Annotated in this window: 23 protein-coding genes; 14 read left to right on the top strand and 9 right to left on the bottom strand. The window is 63.1% G+C overall.

What is annotated here, in order from left to right; translation table 11 throughout:
* Positions 1-70: 70 nt before the first annotated feature.
* The 3 genes from QQZ18_RS00165 to trpS all read left to right on the top strand — a co-directional run bounded on the left by QQZ18_RS00165 (position 71) and on the right by trpS (position 3492).
* The gene (locus QQZ18_RS00165) at positions 71-1696 is read left to right on the top strand and encodes an ABC-F family ATP-binding cassette domain-containing protein (protein ID WP_284537260.1); all 1626 of its coding nucleotides are present in this window, start codon (positions 71-73) and stop codon (positions 1694-1696) included.
* A gap of 16 nt (positions 1697-1712) precedes the next feature.
* Complete coding sequence (locus QQZ18_RS00170; RefSeq protein ID WP_284537261.1) at positions 1713-2225, top strand: GNAT family N-acetyltransferase; 513 nt, start codon at positions 1713-1715, stop codon at positions 2223-2225.
* 250 nt (positions 2226-2475) lie between these two features.
* Entirely contained in the window at positions 2476-3492 is a 1017-nt protein-coding gene (gene trpS / locus QQZ18_RS00175) for a tryptophan--tRNA ligase (protein ID WP_284537262.1), read from the top strand.
* Positions 3493-3667: 175 nt separating this feature from the next.
* Here the strand turns inward: trpS and QQZ18_RS00180 are convergent, their stop codons facing one another.
* Positions 3668-4537 carry a DMT family transporter gene (locus QQZ18_RS00180; RefSeq protein ID WP_284537263.1) on the bottom strand — a complete coding sequence of 290 codons (870 nt, stop codon included), beginning with the start codon at positions 4535-4537 and terminating at the stop codon, positions 3668-3670.
* A 128-nt stretch (positions 4538-4665) separates the two neighbouring features.
* Here QQZ18_RS00180 and QQZ18_RS00185 point away from each other — a divergent pair, with 128 nt between their 5' ends.
* A complete protein-coding gene (locus tag QQZ18_RS00185) occupies positions 4666-5109 on the top strand; it encodes an Lrp/AsnC family transcriptional regulator (protein WP_284537264.1) in 444 nt (147 codons plus the stop codon).
* Positions 5110-5111: 2 nt separating this feature from the next.
* On the opposite strand, the gene QQZ18_RS00190 is transcribed toward QQZ18_RS00185, so the two are convergent.
* Positions 5112-5474, bottom strand: coding sequence for a winged helix-turn-helix transcriptional regulator (locus QQZ18_RS00190; protein WP_284537265.1), 363 nt, complete (start codon positions 5472-5474; stop codon positions 5112-5114).
* A 97-nt stretch (positions 5475-5571) separates the two neighbouring features.
* Between QQZ18_RS00190 and QQZ18_RS00195 the strand changes: the two genes are divergently transcribed.
* The 6 genes from QQZ18_RS00195 to QQZ18_RS00220 all read left to right on the top strand — a co-directional run bounded on the left by QQZ18_RS00195 (position 5572) and on the right by QQZ18_RS00220 (position 9522).
* Positions 5572-6579, top strand: coding sequence for a quinone oxidoreductase family protein (locus tag QQZ18_RS00195; protein WP_284537266.1), 1008 nt, complete (start codon positions 5572-5574; stop codon positions 6577-6579).
* A gap of 97 nt (positions 6580-6676) precedes the next feature.
* The gene (locus tag QQZ18_RS00200) at positions 6677-7036 is read left to right on the top strand and encodes a nuclear transport factor 2 family protein (protein WP_284537267.1); all 360 of its coding nucleotides are present in this window, start codon (positions 6677-6679) and stop codon (positions 7034-7036) included.
* A gap of 300 nt (positions 7037-7336) precedes the next feature.
* Positions 7337-7927, top strand: a complete 591-nt coding sequence (locus QQZ18_RS00205; protein ID WP_284537268.1) for a TetR/AcrR family transcriptional regulator — start codon at positions 7337-7339, stop codon at positions 7925-7927.
* Complete coding sequence (locus tag QQZ18_RS00210) at positions 7927-8820, top strand: haloalkane dehalogenase (protein ID WP_284537269.1); 894 nt, start codon at positions 7927-7929, stop codon at positions 8818-8820. Before QQZ18_RS00205 ends, QQZ18_RS00210 begins: the two co-directional genes overlap by 1 nt.
* A gap of 32 nt (positions 8821-8852) precedes the next feature.
* The gene (locus tag QQZ18_RS00215; RefSeq protein ID WP_284537270.1) at positions 8853-9080 is read left to right on the top strand and encodes an Rdx family protein; all 228 of its coding nucleotides are present in this window, start codon (positions 8853-8855) and stop codon (positions 9078-9080) included.
* 55 nt (positions 9081-9135) lie between these two features.
* Positions 9136-9522 carry a cupin domain-containing protein gene (locus QQZ18_RS00220; protein ID WP_284537271.1) on the top strand — a complete coding sequence of 129 codons (387 nt, stop codon included), beginning with the start codon at positions 9136-9138 and terminating at the stop codon, positions 9520-9522.
* 95 nt (positions 9523-9617) lie between these two features.
* Here the strand turns inward: QQZ18_RS00220 and recQ are convergent, their stop codons facing one another.
* Positions 9618-11420 (bottom strand): DNA helicase RecQ, encoded by a 1803-nt coding sequence (gene recQ / locus QQZ18_RS00225; protein ID WP_284537272.1) that lies wholly within the window; start codon positions 11418-11420, stop codon positions 9618-9620.
* Positions 11421-11746: 326 nt separating this feature from the next.
* Between recQ and QQZ18_RS00230 the strand changes: the two genes are divergently transcribed.
* On the top strand, positions 11747-12688 hold the full coding sequence (locus QQZ18_RS00230) for a cation diffusion facilitator family transporter (protein WP_284537273.1): 942 nt from the start codon (positions 11747-11749) through the stop codon (positions 12686-12688).
* A 125-nt stretch (positions 12689-12813) separates the two neighbouring features.
* On the opposite strand, the gene QQZ18_RS00235 is transcribed toward QQZ18_RS00230, so the two are convergent.
* Positions 12814-13728, bottom strand: coding sequence for a LysR family transcriptional regulator (locus tag QQZ18_RS00235; protein ID WP_284537274.1), 915 nt, complete (start codon positions 13726-13728; stop codon positions 12814-12816).
* Between the two features lie 94 nt (positions 13729-13822).
* Here QQZ18_RS00235 and QQZ18_RS00240 point away from each other — a divergent pair, with 94 nt between their 5' ends.
* Positions 13823-14689, top strand: coding sequence for an NAD(P)H-dependent oxidoreductase (locus QQZ18_RS00240; protein ID WP_284537275.1), 867 nt, complete (start codon positions 13823-13825; stop codon positions 14687-14689).
* A gap of 39 nt (positions 14690-14728) precedes the next feature.
* On the opposite strand, the gene QQZ18_RS00245 is transcribed toward QQZ18_RS00240, so the two are convergent.
* Both QQZ18_RS00245 and QQZ18_RS00250 read right to left on the bottom strand, forming a co-directional pair.
* Positions 14729-15511 carry an SDR family oxidoreductase gene (locus tag QQZ18_RS00245; RefSeq protein WP_284537276.1) on the bottom strand — a complete coding sequence of 261 codons (783 nt, stop codon included), beginning with the start codon at positions 15509-15511 and terminating at the stop codon, positions 14729-14731.
* On the bottom strand, positions 15508-15831 hold the full coding sequence (locus QQZ18_RS00250) for a nuclear transport factor 2 family protein (RefSeq protein WP_284537277.1): 324 nt from the start codon (positions 15829-15831) through the stop codon (positions 15508-15510). Before QQZ18_RS00250 ends, QQZ18_RS00245 begins: the two co-directional genes overlap by 4 nt.
* Before the next feature lie 76 nt (positions 15832-15907).
* Between QQZ18_RS00250 and QQZ18_RS00255 the strand changes: the two genes are divergently transcribed.
* Positions 15908-16303, top strand: a complete 396-nt coding sequence (locus QQZ18_RS00255; RefSeq protein WP_284537278.1) for a winged helix-turn-helix transcriptional regulator — start codon at positions 15908-15910, stop codon at positions 16301-16303.
* A gap of 70 nt (positions 16304-16373) precedes the next feature.
* On the opposite strand, the gene QQZ18_RS00260 is transcribed toward QQZ18_RS00255, so the two are convergent.
* The 3 genes from QQZ18_RS00260 to QQZ18_RS00270 all read right to left on the bottom strand — a co-directional run bounded on the left by QQZ18_RS00260 (position 16374) and on the right by QQZ18_RS00270 (position 19192).
* Positions 16374-17081, bottom strand: a complete 708-nt coding sequence (locus QQZ18_RS00260; RefSeq protein WP_284537279.1) for a glutathione S-transferase family protein — start codon at positions 17079-17081, stop codon at positions 16374-16376.
* Between the two features lie 119 nt (positions 17082-17200).
* Positions 17201-18091, bottom strand: coding sequence for a hypothetical protein (locus QQZ18_RS00265; RefSeq protein ID WP_284537280.1), 891 nt, complete (start codon positions 18089-18091; stop codon positions 17201-17203).
* Between the two features lie 195 nt (positions 18092-18286).
* Positions 18287-19192, bottom strand: coding sequence for a LysR family transcriptional regulator (locus QQZ18_RS00270; RefSeq protein WP_284537281.1), 906 nt, complete (start codon positions 19190-19192; stop codon positions 18287-18289).
* A gap of 139 nt (positions 19193-19331) precedes the next feature.
* Here QQZ18_RS00270 and amaB point away from each other — a divergent pair, with 139 nt between their 5' ends.
* Entirely contained in the window at positions 19332-20852 is a 1521-nt protein-coding gene (amaB, locus tag QQZ18_RS00275; RefSeq protein ID WP_284537282.1) for an L-piperidine-6-carboxylate dehydrogenase, read from the top strand.
* Positions 20853-20855 lie beyond the last annotated feature (3 nt).

The raw sequence follows: 20855 nt of genomic DNA on the forward strand, positions 1-20855 counted from the left end.
TTGCCTTATTGCGCAGCTACCACGGCACTCACTCGCGCCTCCGTTTCGTTTTCCAGCCAACACGGGCTCCATGATTCGTCTCGATAGCATCAGCAAGCAGAACGGCCATCAGATCTTGTTCATCGATGCGTCGATGAGCATCCTAAAAGGAGAGAAGGTCGGACTTGTCGGGCCGAATGGCGCCGGCAAGACGACGCTGTTCCGGATGATCGTCGGTGATGATCGACCCGACGATGGCCAGGTGGCGATCGATACCGGCATGACGATCGGCTATTTCAGCCAGGATGTCGGAGAGATGTCGGGCCAGAGTGCTGTTGCGACGGTGATGGATGGCGTCGGGCCGGTGAGCGCGCTCGCCGCCGAAATGGCCAAGTTGGAGGCCGCCATGGTCGACCCGGATCAGGCCGACGACCTGGACGCCGTTATCGAGCGCTATGGCGAGGTGCAGGGGCGTTTCGAGGAACTGGACGGCTATGCGCTGGAGGCCCGGGCGCGCGAGGTGCTTGCCGGCCTGAGCTTCAGCCAGGAGCGCATGGACGGTGATGTGGGTCTCCTGTCCGGAGGCTGGAAGATGCGCGTGGCGCTTGCCCGCATCCTGCTGATGCGGCCCGACGGCATGCTGCTGGACGAGCCCAGCAACCATCTCGATCTTGAAAGCCTGATCTGGCTGGAGAGTTTCCTCAAGGCCTACGACGGCGCCTTGCTGATGACCTCGCATGACCGCGCCTTCATGAACCGCATCGTTGGCAAGGTGGTGGAGATCGATGGTGGCTCGCTCACGACCTATTCGGGCAACTTCGATTTCTACGAACAGCAGCGGGCGCTTGGCGAGAAGCAGCGCGAGGCGCAGTTCGAACGCCAGCAGGCGATGCTCGCCAAGGAGATCAAGTTCATCGAGCGCTTCAAGGCACGTGCCTCGCACGCGGCGCAGGTCCAGAGCCGTGTGAAGAAGCTGGACAAGATCGAGCGGGTGGAGCCGCCCCGACGGCGCCAGTCCATTCAGTTCGACTTCCGCACCCCGCCACGCTCGGGCGAGGATGTGGCGAGCTTCAAGAACGTGCATAAGGGCTACGGTGGCAAGCCGATCTACGAGGGGTTTGACTTTCAGCTGCGGCGCAAGGAGCGCTGGTGCGTCCTCGGTGCCAATGGCGCCGGGAAATCGACGCTGCTGAAATTGGTGGCCGGCGCCACCGAACCGGACCAGGGCACGGTGACCATCGGCAGCAGCGTCAAGATGGGCTATTTTGCCCAGCATTCCATGGATTTGCTGGACGGTGACGAGACGGTTTTCGACTCGCTGGACGGTTCCTTCCCGCAGGCGGGACAAGGGGCCCTCCGCACCCTTGCCGGCTGCTTCGGCTTCTCCGGTGACGACGTCGAGAAACCCTGCCGCGTGCTCTCCGGCGGTGAAAAGGCGCGGCTGGTCATGGCCAAGATGCTGTACGACCCGCCGAACTTCCTGGTGCTCGACGAACCGACCAACCATCTGGACATGGCGACGAAGGAAATGCTGGTTGCGGCCCTCTCGACATTCGAGGGCACCATGCTGTTCGTATCGCATGACCGCCACTTCCTGGCGGCCCTCTCCAACCGCGTGCTCGAGTTGACGTCCGAGGGCATCCATCAGTTCGGCGGGGGCTACACCGAATATGTTGCGAGCACGGGCCAGGAAGCGCCTGGCCTGCACCCAGGCTGAGAAGGGGCGCGCCGACATGATCACCATCCGAGCGGCGTCCGAGCGGGACGCGGATGACCTTCCGGACATTGAACGGAGTTCCGGCGCGATCTTTCGTGGATGGGCTGGACTGGAGTGGATTGCCGACGACGATGTACAGTCTCCCGATCAACACCTGACCTTGATGTCTCAGGGCGTCGCTCTGGTCGCCGAGGATCGGGAGCGCGGGGCCGTCGGCTTTCTGAACGGGGAGATGACGCCTGACGGCCTTCACATCTGGCAGATCGCGGTGCATCTCGACTGGCAGGGGCAGGGCATCGGGCGAATGTTGATCGCGGAGGCAGGCCGGATTGCGCGCGAGAGCGGGGCAAAAGCCCTGACGCTGACGACGTTTCGCGACGTGCCGTGGAACGAGCCCTACTACCAACGTCTTGGCTTCCATACCCTAGCGGAAGAGGCAATTCCCCCGCGACTTCTCAAGGTTCTCGAGAACGAGGGCAAAGCCGGCATTCCGGTGGAGCTGCGGTGCGCCATGGTGATGCCGCTATAGCGGTGACAGGGACGGCGTCTCAGCGCTGGGCGAGGCTCATCGCGGATGAGGAGGCACTTTTCGTCGTTTGTCGTTTCAGCTATAGGTCGGCCATGATGAACGGCCCGATCCTTGGCACACAGTTTTGGTGGCGCGCTCGATAGAGCGCGGCCTGTCATCAATCATGACCTTTGCCGCTGCTGAAGAGCGGTGCGGTCATTATCCCGGTTTCCCGATCTGATGCAGCGGCTCCCCAAGTTGGAGAAATCGCATGTCATCGGAAATCAATGCCGTACCGGTCATTCTCACCGGCGACCGCACCACGGGTCCACTGCACCTTGGCCACTTTGTTGGCTCACTGAGAAATCGCGTCGCTCTGCAGAAAAGCCACCGGCAATACGTGCTGCTCGCGGATGCGCAGGCGCTGACGGACAATGCGGACGATCCGGGCAAGGTCCGCCAGAATGTCCTGGAGGTGGCTCTCGACTACCTTGCCGTCGGCATCGATCCGGAGCTGACCACGATCTGCGTGCAATCGGCGCTCCCGGCACTTGCAGAACTCACGATGCTGTATCTGAACTTCGTGTCGGTCGCCCGTCTGGAACGCAACCCCACGATCAAGGATGAGATCCAGATGCGCGGCTTTGGGCGGAACATCCCGGCAGGCTTTCTCTGCTACCCGGCGGCGCAGGCGGCGGACATCACGGGCTTTCAAGCGACGCTCGTCCCGGTGGGGGAGGATCAGCTGCCGATCATCGAGCAGACGAACGAGCTGGTCCGCAGGTTGAACCGGCAGGTCGGTCGCGAACTTCTTCTGGAAGCGCAAGCCCTTGTTCCCAAAACCGGCCGTCTCCCCGGCGTGGACGGAAAGTCAAAGATGAGCAAGTCGCAGGGGAATGCGATCCCGCTCTCGGCCAGTCCGTCAGACGTCCAGGCGGCCGTGCAGCGGATGTATACGGACCCGGACCACCTCCGAGCATCCGACCCGGGGCAGGTCGAGGGGAACATCGTGTTCGTTTATCTCGATGCCTTTGATCCGGACGAGGAGGCCGTGGCGGAGCTCAAGTCCCAGTATCGCCGTGGCGGCTTGGGCGACATGGTTCTGAAGCGCCGCTTGGCAGGCATTCTGGAAGAGACGATCGCGCCGATCCGCGAGCGTCGAGCCGAACTGGCCCGTGACCCTGACACCGTGATGGATGTGCTGAGGGCGGGCACGGCAAAGGCGACCGAGATCACGAACAAGACCAAGGAGCTGGTCGTCGAAGGCTTGGGGTTGTTCAGGTTGTGAAACACGCTGGCGGATCGCCAGACCTTCGATTGCGCACTCTCGCTTAGCAGACCTCGCTGGCGCGGAACCAGGAGCGCCATCTCCATGGCGCACCTGGAGCTGATACCGGAAATGCTGGGCTTATGCTGCGACCTAGTTCCTCGCTTCGGTCACCACAGCGTGTGCGACGGCTTTCTCAAGCGTCTTCTCGCCGGAAAGCGGTGGCGCCGAGGACGGCGAGCAGAATGATCGCGCCGCCGAAGTACTGCAGCGTAGAGAAAGATCTGTGCAGGATCAGCGCTTCGGAAAGGATGGTGACCACGGGATTGATGAAGGCCAGCGCGGCTGCCGTCCCCGGGTTGAGTTTCTGAAATGCACCGTAAAGCAGGATGTACATGAAGCCGGTGTGGACGACGCCCAGCGTGGCGATGCTCGTGATGGATGCCACATCGGTGGATGGAAGACTGCTCCCGATCAGTGGAAGCAGAACGACCGAGCCGGCGGCGAACTGTATCAGTGCGACGAGATGGGGCGGCATTCCTCTCAGCAGTTTCGCAGACAGCGCGGCCAGGGCGTAGAAGAACGCGGCGCAAACCGCGCAGCCCAGCCCAATCAGAAACTCGTTGTCGACGCCTTCATCGAGCCCCGCGAACGCCACGATCGCGAGCCCTGCCAGACCGACGCACGCCCACACGATGTGATCGCGTCGAGTGCGCTCGTGCAGGATCCAGGCGCTGAGGCCAGCCAGGATGAAGGGCTGTAGATTGTAAACGAGCCCGGAGATCGAGATGCTTGCTCGTCGGTAGGCGGCAAACAGGAACAGCCAGTTGGCGAGCAGGGCCGCGCCACCCAAAAGGGCAAGTACGACCGATCGGCGGCTGAGGTGCCGGGATGACAAGTATCCGCGGCGCCAGCAGACCAGGAGAAGAACCGCGCTACCCATCATGCATCGCCAGAGAACGATGGCGAACTCGGACAGACCGGAGAAATAGGCGAAGATGCCGATCGTGCCCGAAAGGGCCATCGCGACGATCATCTCCATTTTGCCCTGAGTTTGCAGATCCATTTGGTGCTCCATCTGAGGAGCACGCAGCCTAAAAGGCGCCCATCGTTCGGGACATATGTAAAGAAAGGAAATGCGTTCTGCTTTCCTATATAACCAAGCTCAGTGAGCCAAGGGACAGTTGAATCGAAATGGATGCCGTTGACCGCACCTTACTCGCCGCGTTGCAGGAGAATGCGCGCATTTCGACAAAGGACCTTGCGAGCAAGGTTCGCCTGTCTGCGCCGGCGACGGCGGAGCGACTGCGAAAGCTGCAAGAGGCGGGCGTAATCGAAGCCTTCACCGCGCTCTTGGATACGAAAGCGCTCGGCTACCACATCGAAGCGATAGTCCGCATCCGCCCGCTGCCGGGAAAGCTGCATGTCGTCGAGGCGCTGTTGCAAGACATGCCTCAAGTCGCGGAGTGCGACAAGGTGACCGACGACGATGGCTTCGTCGCGCGCATTCTGTGCCGTTCCATCGAGCATCTGGACGAGTTGCTCGAGACGATTGGCGAGAAGGCCGAGACGAGTTCGGCGATCGTTAAGCGAAAGATCGTGTCGCGCCGGCAGCCGGCATTGGCGGATGAAAAGTAAGCTCAGTCGATCTGTGGTTGCGGATGGCAAAGCTTCAATGTTTCAATGTCGCCGGTGGCGCGGCTCTGCTCGATTCCCCACTGATGAAGCATCTCGATCACCGGAGCGAGTGTTTTGCCGAGCTGCGTGAGCTCGTATTCTACGCGCACAGGAGTTTCCGCGTAGATCGTCTTGCTGACGAGGCCATGCTCCTCGAGTTCCTTCAGCTGCTGCAAGAGCATCTTCTGCGAAATGCCAGGGATAAGTCGTTCGAGCCGGCCGGGCCGTTGGGCGCCAGCCAGCAGATGAAAGACGATGAACAGCTTCCAGCGGCCGCCTATGATCTGCAGGGCTCTTTCGATCGGCAGGGAAGAAAGCCGGTTCATTCACTGACCCCATGGTGTGTAGCCCACCGCAAAGTCGGTGGAACCGCCGAATGGATTGGTTCAATCAAGTTGAGCTCTTCAACCCAGGAGATCTCGCTTGAAAGCCGTCATCATCGATCAATTTGGTGGCCCTGAACACCTGATTTTGCGCGAGCTGCCGACACCTGCCCCAGGCGAAGGCGAGGTGCTTTTGAAGGTTGCGTCCGTGGGCGTCAACTTTGCCGACACCATGATCCGATCAGGGGGCGCGGGCGTCCCGATGACGGACAACCTGATAATCGGCTCCGAAGCGGCCGGGACGGTCGTCGCGCTGGGCAGCGGCGTCGATCCGGCCATCCTGGGCAAAAGAGCCTTTGCCGCACCGTTCGCTGTTGGACGCATCACGGGGGCTTACGCAACGCATATCGCTCTTCCGGCGAACGGCATCTTCCTCCTTCCCGACGATATCACTTTCGATCAGGCGGTGGCGCTCGGTCTGTCCGGGATCGTTGCCCTTGAGCTCTCAAAGCTTGTGCCCATCGAAGGGCGAACCGTGCTCGTTCACTCGGCGGCTGGCGGCGTCGGGCACCTCCTGGCCCAGCTCGTGGCGATGCGGTCTCCTGGCCGACTGATTGGATCCGTGGGGGATGCCAGGAAAGCGGAGCTGCCCAACGCGATTGGTGTTCATTCGGTGGTGTCGACGCAAGGAGATTGGGTCGGCGATCTCCTGGCGCTCACCGATGGCGCTCCGCCCGATGTGATCTTCGACGCAATTGGCGGCGCCGTCAGTCGGCTGGGCTTGTCGAACTTGTCGATCGGCGGCCACTTCGTCGCTTATGGAGGAGCCAGCGGCGAGTACGCCGCGCTTTCGAAGGAAGACATGCCGTCCTTCGTCATGTCCGGCAAATCGCTGATTGGTTACTCCTTGGTGCCGCTCTTGGGCCACAAGGATGCTGCCCGGTATCTGCGGGATGATCTCGATACGCTGTTCAGCTACGTGACCCAAGGCGTGCTGCGGCCGCATGTCGGCCACCATTTTCCCTTGCATGAAGCGGCAGACGCGCATCGCCTCATCGAGAGCCGACGGTCGAGTGGAAAGATCATTCTGTTGCCGGAGGTCGGCTAAAACGGGATGTCGGTGTAGCTTCGGACATCTGTCCCGAATCCGGGGCGTCGTCCATGCCGATCGCTCGCTGCCAAGCGGAACTCCGAGGTCACGCGAAATGATTGATTTTCAGGCCTATTCCATTGAGTGGTGCGCTGCCTGGAATGCGCATGATCTCGACCGACTGCTCGGTGGCTTTGACGATTCGGTCGTCTTCAAGTCTCCAGCGGCGCGAAAGATCGTTCCTGGTTCCGATGGCGTCATTGTCGGCAAGGCAGCGCTCCGCTCCTATTGGAGCGAGGGCCTGCGCCTTATCCCCAACCTCCACTTCACGCTGGTGGGCACTTACGAGGGCATCGACTGCGTGACGATCGCCTATCGAAATCAGGATGGGCGCGAGGCGAGCGAGGTTCTGGTTTTCTCCGACGGATTGGTCGTTCAGGGCTTCGGAACATATCTGGTTTCGCCAAGCTCCTAAGCGGCTCCGGTACACGCGTGCATCTGAAGGAAGCCTGTCGGCACGTCATGGGGGCAATCGCTCACCCCGGGCCTTGTCAGCCTGAGCCGTTATCTCCCCGTCAAGCAGTTGGTCGCGACCATCGAAGCCCAGGACTCCGGTCCGCGTGGCAACCGGGTGCTCCCGTGGCGTAGGCCTGAACGCCTTCGCCACGTCCCGCCGCCTCACCCATCTCCTTGCATAGAGTGAAGGTTTCCCGCCGGTTTCGGCGCGCAATGAACCGTCTTGACATTCAATACGGACGTACGTATTAATCTCGTCATGGCTAGACAATCTCTCCGTGACGACATCATTTCCGCCGGGCTTCGCGTGATGCTCGTGAAGGGCTACTCCGCCGCCAGCGTTCGCGACATCGTCGCTGAAGCCGGGGCTCCGCAAGGCTCATTCACCAACCATTTCCCGACCAAGGAGGCGTTCAGTATTGCCGTGCTCGATGCCTACTTCGATCACGTCAAGACATTGGTCGCCCAAGCTTTCGAGAGTGGCACTCTGTCTCCAAGGGCCAGATTGATCCGCTATCTCGACATCATCACGGACATTTTGGAGCAGGACGGACTGCGGCGCGGCTGCCTGATTGGCGACTTTAGTGCCGAAGCAACTCAGCTCAACGAGGCCGTCCGGCTTCGGTTGGAGCGGATATTCGTCGAGTGGCGCGATCAGTTCGCCGCTTGCATAGCCGAGGGACAGTCCCTCGGAGAAATCGAGACGACCTTCGATCCGGCCGATCTCGCCGACTTTCTCTTGTCGTCATGGGAGGGCGCCATCCTCCGGATGAAGGTGGAGCGCCGCCGTGACGCCTTGGAACGCTTCAAGAAAATCGCTTTCGCAACAGTCTTTAAGGAGGTGAACTGATGGACGACAATCTCCACCTGAAGCGGCTGCCTGTGCTGGACTCTTTCATTTCCTACCGCGAAGTCGGGCACGGTGCGGACACCGTGGCGCTGTTCCTACACGGCAATCCCACCTCGTCCTACATCTGGCGAAACATCATGCCGCATGTGGCGCCGCTCACTCGGTGCATTGCGCCGGATCTGATCGGGTTTGGCCAGTCCGGAAAGCCCGACATCGAATATCGCTTTGCCGATCATGTCCGTTATCTCGAAGCCTTCATCGAGGCTGTCGGGATCAAGTCTGCCTATCTCGTCGCTCAGGACTGGGGGACGGCGCTGGCTTTCGTTCTGGCGGCGCGCCGTCCGGAACTGGTCCGAGGGCTCGCTTTTATGGAGTTCATTAGGCCGTTTGACGGCTGGGACGATTTCCACCAGTCCGAAGCTGTGCGCGATGCGTTCAGAATGTTCCGGACGGCGGGCGCTGGTGAGCGCGCCATTATCGAAGAGAACGTGTTCATAGAGCGCGTCCTGCCCGGTTCGGTTAAGCGCAAAATGAGCGACGCGGAGATGGACGCCTATCGCGCGCCCTTTGCTCTTGCGCGTGACCGGGTACCGATCTGGCGTCTTCCCAACGAGTTGCCGATCAGCGGCCAGCCGAAAGACGTCGATGCCATGCTCAGGCATGCGCACGAGCAACTGGTCTCGGCAAGCTATCCGAAGCTGCTCTTCGTGGGAGATCCGGGGGCGCTGGTGTCGCCCGCATATGCGGAGAGTTTCGCGGCCAAACTGAAGAGTTGCCGGCTCGTGCAGCTCGGCTCTGGCGCCCATTACCTGCAGGAGGACCACCCGGACACCATCGGCCGGACGATTGCAGACTGGATCGAGGAAAACGCCGTTTCGAGAGCCGCCGAGTAACCGCAATCAACTCCGATGAGAGGAGCGTCGAAATGACCAAGGTCGAAATCACCTATTGCCGGCCGTGCGGCTACGAGAAGCGGGCGCGAGAGGCGGCAACTGCACTCAAGCAGGCGCTGGGACTGGATGCCGAGCTTCATCCCGGTGGCGGCGGGATCTTCGAAGTGCGGGTCAACGATGGGGTCGTTGCCAAGCGCACCCGCGGCCATTTTCCCGACACGGCGGAGATCGTCGAGATCGTGTCGCAGACCCTTCACTGAAGCCGTCGAACGCACGCGATGCCGGTGGCGGTCCTTGGCACGGAAGAGATGCCCGATGAAGTTCGAGACATTCGACCCGGCCACCGTGTCAGCGGGAGGCCGCGCCGCGAGGAAGCTGAGACTGTTCGACGCGAGCGACGACGGCCCCCATGGTGGCCACGTTCTCGGCCAAGCGCTTGGGGCCGGGGTCACCATACTCGCCTATGGCAACGATAGCCCAGGTCAGGGGCCGGTCCTGCATGTCCACCCTTACGACGAGGTCTTCGTCATCTTGGAAGGGCGGGCGCGTTTCTACGTCGGGGATCAGGTCATCGACGCCGAAGCGGGAGATGTCGTCCTCGGACCTCGCGGGCTGCCGCATCGCTTCGAGAACCTTGGCCCCGGGCGTCTTCAGACCCTCGATGTCCACCACTGCGAACGATGGTACCAGGTGAACGTCTAGGCCCGCTCATCAGCGGGGCCGAAGTCGCTGGCATCATTAGCGGTCCAGCGCAACCGATGCACCGTGCTGATGCCGCCATAGCGCGACGGCCGAAGCTACAGTTCGTGTTCGGCGACCACCGCGAGAAAGACCTCTCCGTAGCGATCCAGCTTGGCCTCACCGACGCCCGGGATCTTCGCCATCTGCGCCCGCGAGCCGGGACGCGCGGCGGCCAGTTCGATCAGCGTCTTGTCATGGAAGATCACATAGGGCGGCAGGTTCTGGGCGCGGGCGATTTCGGTGCGCTTCTCGCGCAGCGCGTGGAACAGCCTCTGATCTGCCTCCGACAGCATGGTCGGCGCCGGCTTGTGAGCATCCTTTGCCCTGGTGGCCTTCGGCCTTGTCGGCACGCGCAGCATGAGGGGCGGCCTCTCGCGCAGGAACAGGCGGCCCGCCTCCGAAATCGACAGCCCACCGTGACCGTCCAGGTCGACATCGACAAGACGGAGCGCGATGAGCTGGCGCAGGATGGCGCGCCATGTGCGATCGTCGTGCTCCTTGCCGATGCCGTAGGTCGAGATGCGATCATGCCCGAACTGGGCAATGCGTTCGTCCGAGCCGCCCAGCAGCACCTCGGCAATGTAGGCTTGGCCGAAACGTTCGCCGGTCTTGTAGATGCAGGACAGTGCCTTCAGCGCCGCGATCGTGCCGTCGAACAGATCTGGCGGTTCCGCGCAGGTGTCGCAGTTTCCGCAAGGCTCGGAGTGGTCGCCGAAATAGGATAGCAGCGCCTGCCGCCGGCATCCGGCCGTTTCTGCCAGGCCCAGCAGCGCATCGAGCTTCTGTCGCTCGATGCGCTTGCGATGTTCTGGGGCGTCGGAATCCTCGATGAAGCGGCGACGCAGGACGATGTCCTCGGAGCCATAGAGCATCAGTGTTTCGGAGGGCAGACCGTCGCGGCCGGCGCGCCCCGTCTCCTGATAGTAGGCCTCGATGCTGCCCGGCAGGTCGAGATGGGCGACAAAGCGGACATCGGGCTTGTCGATGCCCATGCCGAAGGCGATGGTGGCCACCATGATGACGGCCTCCTCGCGCTGAAAGCGAGTCTGGTTTGCCTGACGCTCCGCCTTGTCCATGCCGCCGTGGTAGGGCAACGCGGTATAGCCCTGCTCGCAAAGCCAGGCGGCCGTCTCCTCCGTCTTTCGCTTCGACAGGCAGTAGACGATGCCGCTTTCGCCCGCGTGCGCCTTCAGAAAGCGCTTCAGCTGAGCCCTGGGATTATCCTTCTCGGCAATGGCGTAGCGAATGTTGGGGCGGTCGAAGCCGGCAATGAAGGCGTCGCTTTCGGCGATCTGGAGATGCGACAGGATTTCCGCGCGGGTCGGCGCATCGGCCGTAGCCGTCAGCGCCATGCGCGGTATGCCGGGGAACTCCGAGATGAGCGCGTCGAGTTGACGATAGGAGGGGCGGAAATCATGCCCCCATTGCGACAGGCAATGCGCTTCGTCGATAGCGATCAGCGACAGTTGCGTGCGGTGCAAGAGATCCAGAACATCGGGCCGCAGCAGCGTTTCCGGGGCAACGTAGAGGAGGTCCAGGCCGCCGCTCGAAATGTCTCGCCACAAGGCGTGGCGCTCGTCCCCCTGCAGATCGGAATTGAGCGCGGCGGCCTTGACGCCTGCCTGCCGCAGCGCCGCCACCTGATCGGCCATGAGAGCGATCAACGGCGAGACGATCAGGCCCATGCCGGGCCGGACCAGCGCCGGTATCTGATAGCAGAGCGACTTGCCGCCGCCCGTCGGCATGAGCACGAAAGCGTTGTTTCCGCCCACGACATGGTCGACGATTTCGGCCTGAGGTCCACGAAAGGCCTCGTAGCCATAAACGGTTTTCAGAATGTGCAGGGGATGAACGGTCACGACGACTCGGCGGGGATTGCAGGGAGCGGGCTTCATAGCAGGTTCGGCGTCGGGCTGCTCGTGCGGAGGGGGTGGCCTCAAGGAAGACGCGAGCTCTCGGGGGCGGGGCCTAGAGACAGGCTCCTCGATAGGATGGCAAACGGCAGGGAACCTTCTCGGAAAAACGCCGTTCTAGAGACGGGTTCGACGTTATGGATCTTCGGATGAAGCCAATGAAGCTTTCGGCTGGGCACGCCCTTTGGCCATTCAGACAGTCTAGGACAGCGGCCGAGACTCGGTGCGGATCGTACCCGACGACGACAGCCCAGCCGCGGGCGGCTTGAACCTTGACCCCCGGCAACTCCAAAATCGTGATCTACGCCGCACTGGCCGGTAACCTCGCCATCGCCGTGACGAAGTTCGTGGCGTCATGGTGGACGGGCTCCGGAGCCATGCTCAGCGAGGCGGTCCACTCGCTGGTCGATACCAGCAATCAGGGGTTTCTGCTTCTCGGCCTTCGTCGATCGGCTCGCCCGGCCAGCCAGCGGCACCCGTTCGGACACGGCATGGAGATCTATTTCTGGGCGTTTATCGTCGCCCTGATGATCTTCGCGCTCGGGGGAGCGGCTTCCATCTATGAGGGCGCGCAGCGCCTGCTCGATCCCGAGCCGATACGGGATCCCTGGATCAATTATCTTGTGCTCGGTGTCAGCTTCGCGATCGAGGCGACGTCGCTGCGGGTGGCCTGGCGGGAGCTGCGTCGCAGCCAACCTGGCCGAACAATGCTCGCGGCCCTCCGCGGGAGCAAGGATCCCAGCGTTTTTTCCATATTCTGCGAGGATTCCGCGGCGCTTATCGGCCTGTCGGTGGCCGCCGTCGGGCTCGCCTTGGCGCATGTGCTGCAAGAGCCGCGCTTTGATGCCATCGCCTCGTTGGCGATCGGCGGGATCCTGATCTTGACTGCCGTGTTCCTTGCCCGGGAAACGCTCAGTCTCATGACCGGCGAAAGCGCCTCGGTGGAGGTGCTGGCCTCGGTGCGTGCTGTGCTCGAAGGCGACCGCCGGATTCAGCGGATCGAAGAGATCCTCAGCATGCATCTGGGGCCCTCCGACATACTCCTCGGCATTTCGCTCGATTTCGATGACGAAATGACGAGCGAGGAGATCGAGGCCACCGTTCATGACCTTGGCAAAAAACTCCGTTCAACTCAGCCGTCGATCACCAGAGTTTTCGTGCGTCCCGTCCAGCCCGCGAAGAAGAAGGTGCTTGCCGGCTCGGCCACGAGCTGAGCACACATCTCTCCCGCAAACAGACCGCCGTTGGGCGAGGCGAGGACGAGGTATGTATCCGGGTGCAAATGCACCGTCTGGCCGGATGCAGGCTTGCCTGTTCCGCATGCCGGGACCGTGTTCGTTCAGCTCATTCCCGGCAACCGCCTGATCTGTTCGGCCAGGTAGTCGACCATCAGACGGACGCGTCCCACCTTGGCGCGTTCCGGCACCATCAGCATGTTGAGCGGGGTGGTGGGAAGAGAATGGTCCGGCAGCAACACCTCCAGTTCGCCGGTCGCCAGCAAGTCGTCCACCAGCCAGCGGTGCGTGGAGCCAATACCGCGCCCGCTGCTGAATGCCTCGCGCGCGGCGAGGCCGTGATCCACTTTCAGGTCGCCCTTGACCGAAACCGTGTGACGGTTGCCGTCCGGCCCGACGAACGTCATGGTCTCGCTGCCGGCCACGTTCGACATGCGGATGACGTTGTGGACGGCAAGGTCCGCCGGTTGGCTGGGCCTGCCGTGCACACCGAGATAGCCGGGGGCGGCGACCAGAAGTCGCGTGCTCTCCGCCAGATGGTGCAGCTTCATCGAGCTGTCCGCGAGCGGCCCCAGACGAAGGGCAACGTCGACGCCCTCCTTGACGAGGTCGATGCGCTCGTCGGTCAGACTGAGGTCGACCTGAATGCCGGGATGGCTCGCCTGGAAGGCGAAAATGAGCCGCGTGATGTGCATCACGCCGAGCGCCGCCGTGCATGACAGGCGAACGGTGCCGGAGAGTGCGTCGTGTTTGTCGCGAATTCCGTCGGCCGCCTGATCCACCAGACGGAGAACATGGGTGCAGTGATCGTAATAGCGACTGCCTTCCTCGGTCAGCACGACACGACGGGTCGTCCTGCTGAGCAGAGACACGCCGACGGCGTCCTCAAGTTCGCGCAAATGCCGGGTCACCGTCGATTGACCGGTTCCCAGTTCGCGGGCAACGGCCGACAGGTTCCCACGCTCGGCGACGCGGACGAAGGTGCGCATCCGCTCCAATGTGATGTCGGATCTATCCATATTTCGGCAATATCATATCCATTCCGTTGATGTATCGGAATATTCGGGGCTGGCCTACCTTGCTGGTCGAAATCTTCAGCCGGAGGGTCTTCCCGTGAACGTTCTTCTTGTCTTTGCCCATCCCGAACCGCAGTCGCTCGCCGCCTCTTTGCGCGATGCGGCGATCGGCGAACTGCAAGCCCAAGGCCACGAGATGCGGGTATCCGACCTCTATGCAATGCGCTGGAAGTCTGAGGTCGATCGAGCCGATTTCCCCCTGCTTGCCGCCGAACAGCGGCTGAAAGTCGCTTCCGCGTCCGGCCATGGCTTCGCAGCCGGCGCGCTCACTGAAGACGTGCAGGCCGAGCAGGACAAGCTTGATTGGGCCGATGTGCTCATCCTCCAGTTTCCAATGTGGTGGTACTCGATGCCGGCCATCCTCAAGGGATGGGTCGATCGCGTCTACGCCTATGGCTTTGCCTATGGTGTCGGCGAACACAGCGACCGACATTGGGGGGATCGCTTTGGCGAAGGTCGGTTCGTCGGCAAGAGGGCGATGCTCATCGTGACGACAGGGGGCTGGGAAGAGCACTATTCGCCACGGGGGATCAACGGGCCAATCGATGACCTATTGTTTCCGATCAATCACGGCATTCTCTACTATCCCGGCTTCGACGTGATGCCACCGTTCGTTGCCTACCGCGTGGACCGGCTCGACGCGCGGGGATTTGCGGCCATAAGCACCGACCTCAGGGAGAGGATGCGGACACTCGACACTGCTGAGCCGATTGCCTACCGCCGGCAGAACGGCGGAGACTACAACATTCCGAGCCTCGTTTTACGTCGCGATCTGGCCTCTCCCGAGGCGTCTGGGTTCGGGCTGCATCTGCGCCAAAGCGGGCCGTCGGATGAGGCAATCGAGGGTATGGCGGCCGACAGGTCACCGCGTTCCCTGCTGGTGGAGCCAAGCCAAGGCGGTTAGCTCGGCTTGGCAGTTGTTTGCATCCCGCCGTTGCTTGGCTCAGGCAGTGGGGACCGTGCCGCCGTCGATGGTGACCTCGGTCCCCGTGATAGCGCCGGCACGCGGCGACACGAGAAAGGCGATGAGGTCGGCGACCTCCCGTGGCCTGGCCGGTCGTCCGAGCGGAATGCCGCCGAGCGCCTTCATGATGAGCTGCTTACCGCCTTCGCGATCGGTGCCGGCATCGGCTGCCAGCCGGTCGGCCAGCGCCACCGCGGCCTCCGTCTCGACCCATCCCGGCGAAACGCGGACGACGCGAATGCCCTTGGGTGCCACCTCCTTGGACAGGCTTTTGCTGTAGGTCGAGAGGGCAGCCTTTGCTGCCGCATAGGCCGTCGTGGACTCCGGAAGCGGCAGCTCGTGCTGGATCGACGTGACGTGGATGACGACGCCGGAGGCCTGTTCGATCATCGACGGCAAAAGCGCCCGATCGAGGCGCACGGCCGGCATGAGATTGAGGCCGAGCTCTCTTGCCCAAACGTCGTCAGTCAGTTTGGCAAAGCCACCGGGAGGCGCCGAAGAGCCGCCCAACACGTTGACGATGATGTCGACCCCGCCCAGGCGCTGCAGAACGGCGCTGGCAACCGCAGCGCACCCGTCGGCCTCGGAGATGTCTGCCGCGATAAAGTGGGCACCCTTGGGTGCGGTGTCCGGAATGGATCGCGCCGTGCTGACGACGTTTACGCCGGCGTCGCAAAGGGCCGCCACTACGGCCGCGCCGACCCCACGCGTTCCTGCCGTGACCAGCGCGCGCCGGCCACCAAGCTCGAGGTCGAAGCTCATAGCATGATCTCCAAGCCGGAGATCTTGTCGCCCTTCAAGCGAAAGAAGAACCGAAGATCCACCGGGCTTCCGGGAAAGTTTCCGGTGAGCCGGCTGGTGACGATGGTTTTGTCGCTTTCTTTGGCGATCGCTTGTGGCGCGCTGACATAGCTGTACTTTTCGGACGATTCGGCTTTCCAGGCTCGAATGGCTTCCCGCCCCACATAGGTCTTGCCTTGGTCCCTGACGATAGCGTCGTCCGTGAAGCATTGCGCTACGGCTTCTGCGTTCTTTGCATCGGCGGCGAAGTAGTCGGAGATCGGTGCTGGAAGGTTGATCATGCTGTTTGTCCTCGGGTTGGCGCTTCCAGCTGGCCAGCGGATTGCGTAAGGCGGAAAATGGCTCTAGCCTTACGAAATGACAAGAACGCACGAAAAAGTTAGGTACTCACCTGAAAGTAAGCCCCATGCCCACACGCGGGAGACTGCCGCGGAGGGCGTAGAGCAAGCTCTGAAGCTGTTGGAGGGCAGGTGGAAGCTGGTGATCCTGTTTCACCTGTTCGGTGGTCGGATCATGCGCTTCTCCGATCTTGAACGCGCCATTCCCGGAATCTCCCAGAAGATGCTGATCCAGCAGCTTCGTCAGATGGAGGGCGACGGCATCGTCCGCCGCATCGTCCACCATCAGGTTCCGCCGAAGGTCGAGTATGCGCTGACGGACTGGGGCCAAGCCTTGTGCCCGGCTCTCGACGCCTTGCTGACGTGGGCAGCCAACCGTCCGGAAGCAGGCGATTCCGGCGATCTCCAAGCGTAAATTCACCTCGGGTCGGTTGGCGCGCGAGGCTAACGCCCGTGCGGACGGTCGATCCGAGCGAACGGACAGATCAGGTCTGCGCGCCCAGAACCTTGCGGAGAGAAGCCTCGATCCGGCCGCCGCAATAAGCGTTGCCATAGTCTTCCCGGGCTTTGGCGGCCAGTTTCGCCAATGGCGGCAGCGCGGCGATACGCCGCGTCAAGGCGGCGGCCTTGGGGGCGCTCTCGCCGAGGATCGTCCCGATGATGGGAAATCGATCGGCCATCGTCGACCACAGGGTCGCGGTGACGACATCGGCGATCCCCGGGTGCTCGCCGCCGAGCAGATACCCGGAATCGGCCATGAGACCATGACGTTCGCCGGTTTCCTCCCAAAGCGCCATCCACTTCTTGAGGCGCGGGACGAAGTCCTGCCACCGCTTTTCCGTCCACATCTCCCGACCGCCATCCAACGTGAGCTCGTCGATCACGTCGTTGGCGTCGTTGACGATCTTCATGGTCATGGCACGGAGAGGCAGCGTCTTGGGCAGCAGGTCCAGCGTCTCGCCGAGATAAAGGATGATGGCCGGCATTTCGGCGATGGCGAAGCCGGCCTTCTTGTCGACAAGCAAGGGCGGCCCCATGAACGGAACCGGCATCCTCTTCACGGGTGCGCCCATCAGGTCTGAGATCGCCACGTCGCCGGCCTCGCTCCAGCTCTTTCCGGCGTGAGCGAGAACGGCCCGCACGAACTGGCCTCTGAAGGGAACGGACCAATAGTAGAGTTCGTAATCGGACATCGCAGGTTCTCCCCTCGAAAAATGGCCATCAGCCTGGGACAGAACGCGGCTCGACGGCGACCAAGCGATCGCCGTCGAATACAGAGTACCTCTTTTAGGCCGTAAAGACCCGCTTCGGCTCACTCGTCGCGCAGCCGTCCGCCCAGAGCTGCGCTCACGCTGGCGATGAATGCGCCGATCACCAAGGAAAGCGCGGCCATCAAGGCAAAGGCGATACCCGCCTTGCGAGCCGTATCGGCCGCTTCCTGCGCCTTGGCCTTCGCTTGGTCGACCTGAGCGATCACGGCGTCGACCCGAGCGTTCGCGTCCGTTTCGGAAAGGCCGGTACGGGCAGCAACCAATTGGCCAAGATAGGTTCTGTCGGCAGGCGACATCTCGCCTGCGGCGGCGCTGGCGATCAGGATGCGCGAGGCTTGGGCTGCCGCCGCTGCGTCACCTTCAGCTCCCGGGGCGGCAAGGCGTGCAGGATCGTTCGGCCGGAAGAGGCTGTCGACGAAGTAGGACGTCGCGGTGTCTTCGGCCCCATCGCCGGCATTCGCCATGGTCCCGGCTGACGCGCCCATGGCGGCTCCGGAGGCGACGTTAGACGCGGCCTGCACACCCGTGCCAACGGCCGAGGTCAAGCTCGAGCTGGCGATACAGACGACGAGAAGCGTCGCGAGCGCCCAGGCAAGCAAACCGTGCGCGGTATCGCGAAAGAAGGTCTCGTCGGTGTGGACGCCGACCCATTTCACCCGCAACCGGCCGGTCATGTAGCCGCCGACGGCGGACGAGAGCCACTGAACGACGATCATCCAGATGGCGGCGGAGACGGCAAACGTGGTGATGCCCGCGCCGTGGTTCGTCCACGGAGAGACCATCGCCAGACCGAGGCCCGAGCCAAGCAGCATCAGGACGAAGGTGAGGGCGGCGGCCGATACGGCGCCGGCAATGATCGCAGCCCAGCTGATCGCCGACAAGGATGACTCGACGGCGGGCGCGCTATCGGGAGCAAGGGGGATGGAGGCCATGGTATTCTCCTGTCGCACGAGTGGCGGGGTATCCACCGCAATGACAGGTCCTGTGCCGCCGGTTGTCCGGCACGATGGACCTTGGCCTAATAAGTGCCGCCGAGGGAAAAAGGTTCCGCCTGACGGTCACTTGCAGGGCGCTGCGATGGCCCCCGCGATCTCGGTGGCAGTGCGCCGGTCGTACCTGGGCCGCTCTCAGACCGATGCGGACGGCGCGGCCGCCTCGACTTTCAGCCATTCGCCGAACGCCCTGACGAGCCGCGAGCGGACCCTGGCTTCCGGATAGACGAACCAGTAGGCCTTGCCGGCCCCCAGCGGCCGTTCCGTCAGCAACGCAAGCCGGCCGGTGGCAAGCTCGGCCTCGATCATGAACCGAGGCATCAATGCCACGCCCATGTCGGCGACGGCGGCTTCGGCGATCATCGAGAACTGGTCGAAGCGGGATCCCCGATATGACCCCGCCGTCGGCAAGCCGCCCGCGGCAAACCAGTCGGCCCAGGCGGTCGGCCGGCTCGACTGGTGAAGGAGTGGCGCTTGGACGATGGCCGCGACATCATCGAGGCCAAAGCGGTCGCGGATCGCCGGGGATGCGACCGGATAGACTTCCTCCGTGCAGAGAAACTCGCACACCGCGCCGGGCCATGTGGGCTCGCCGAAATGGATGGCGGCATCGAGTGACGCGTCGGCAAAGGAGAAGGGCTCGTTGCGTACCGCGAAGTTGACGGTGGCCTGCGGATGGTCTGCGAGGAACTTCGGCAGCCGGGGCACCAGCCAGCGCGCGGCGAAGGTGGGCAGCACCGCGAGATTGAGCACCTCGGCACCGCCGGCGCTGGCCATCGTGCGTTCGGTCGCAGCCGAAAGACCGGCGAGGATACGCGTCACCTCCAGCCGATAGGCCTCGCCGGCGTCGGTCAGGAAAACCCGCTGGTTGACGCGTTCGAACAGCGGCAATCCGAGCCGCGTTTCCAGTTCGCGTACCTGCCGGCTGATGGCGCCTTGCGTCAAATGCAGTTCGGCGGCGGCGCGAGAGAAACTGAGATGGCGGGCGGCGCTCTCGAAGGCAACCAGCGCGCCGATCGACGGCAGAAGATCGCGGGCCATTGTTCGTCCGGTTATGAGTTTTCCTCATGACCCTACCAGAAATGATCGTTTGCAGGGTAGGGGGCTCGGGACAATAACTTACGGACATTCAGCCCATCCCCGCCGTGCCGCCGGCCGGCGGCGCCGACGAGAGTGCCCGATGCCCGCTTCCAGCCTTGTTCAGGAAACCGCCGACCTGCTTGCCCGTCTCGGTGTTCGAGACAGCGCCCATACGGGTGGCAGCCTCATCGTCACGTCGCCGATTACCGGCGAACGGATCGCCGAGGTTCGTGAAACCGATGCGGCCGCCTGCGACGGCGCCATCGCTGCCGCGCAGGACGCTTTCCGAACCTGGCGTCTCGTGCCGGCACCCAAGCGCGGCGAACTGATCCGCCTGTTCGGCCTGGAACTGCGGGCGGCCAAGGCCGATCTCGGCCGGCTCGTCACCATCGAGGCCGGCAAGATCGTTTCTGAAGGCCTCGGCGAAGTGCAGGAGATGATCGACATCTGCGATTTCGCGGTCGGTCTCTCCCGCCAGCTATATGGGCTCACCATCGCCACAGAGCGACCGAGCCACCGCATGATGGAGACCTGGCATCCGCTCGGTGTCGTCGGCGTCATCTCCGCCTTCAATTTCCCGGTCGCCGTGTGGTCGTGGAACGCCGCCATCGCTCTCGTCTGCGGCGATACCGTCGTCTGGAAGCCGTCGGAGAAGACGCCGCTCACCGCCCTCGCCACCCAGGCGCTGTTCGAAAGGGCGGCGGCCAAGGCAGGGGCACCGTCAGGCCTGTCCGCCGTCATCATCGGTGGCCGGGCGATTGGCGAGGCGCTGGTCGATGACACCAGGGTCGCCGCGGTGTCGGCGACCGGGTCGACGGCCATGGGCCGCGCCGTGGCGCCGCGCCTTGCGGCCCGCTTCGCCCGTGCCATTCTGGAGCTCGGCGGCAACAACGGCGCCATCGTCGCTCCCAGCGCCGATCTCGATCTGGTGGTGCGAGGCGTCGCCTTCGCCGCGATGGGCACGGCTGGCCAGCGCTGCACGACGCTGAGGCGCCTGTTCGTCCACGACAGCGTCTATGACAGCCTGCTGCCCCGCCTCAGGAAGGCCTACGCATCAGTGACGATCGGCGATCCGCGCGAGGCCGGAACCCTGGTCGGGCCGTTGATCGACAAAGCCTCCTACGACCGCATGCAGGAGGCTCTCGGGAAGGCGCGTGCCGACGGCGCAACCGTTCATGGCGGCGAACGCACCCGCGAAGAGCTGGGCGGCAATGCCTTTTATGCTCGTCCGGCCTTGGTCGAGATGCCGGCACAGACGGAAGTGGTCATGACGGAAACCTTTGCGCCCATTCTCTACGTCATGCGCTACACCGAGTCCGACGCGGTTCTCGATGCGCACAACGCGGTCCCGCAGGGGCTGTCCTCGTCGATCTTCACCAACGACCTGCGCGAGGCGGAGACGTTCCTGTCGGCCAAGGGATCCGATTGCGGCATCGTCAACGTCAACATCGGCCCGTCGGGAGCTGAAATCGGCGGCGCCTTCGGCGGCGAGAAGGAGACCGGCGGCGGCCGCGAGGCCGGTTCCGACGCCTGGAAGGCCTACATGCGCCGGGCCACTAACACCATCAACTACGGCCGCGACCTGCCGCTGGCGCAGGGCGTCAGCTTCGACGTGGAGTGAGCC

This window comes from Pleomorphomonas sp. T1.2MG-36, from assembly GCF_950100655.1.
GTDB lineage: Bacteria > Pseudomonadota > Alphaproteobacteria > Rhizobiales > Pleomorphomonadaceae > Pleomorphomonas.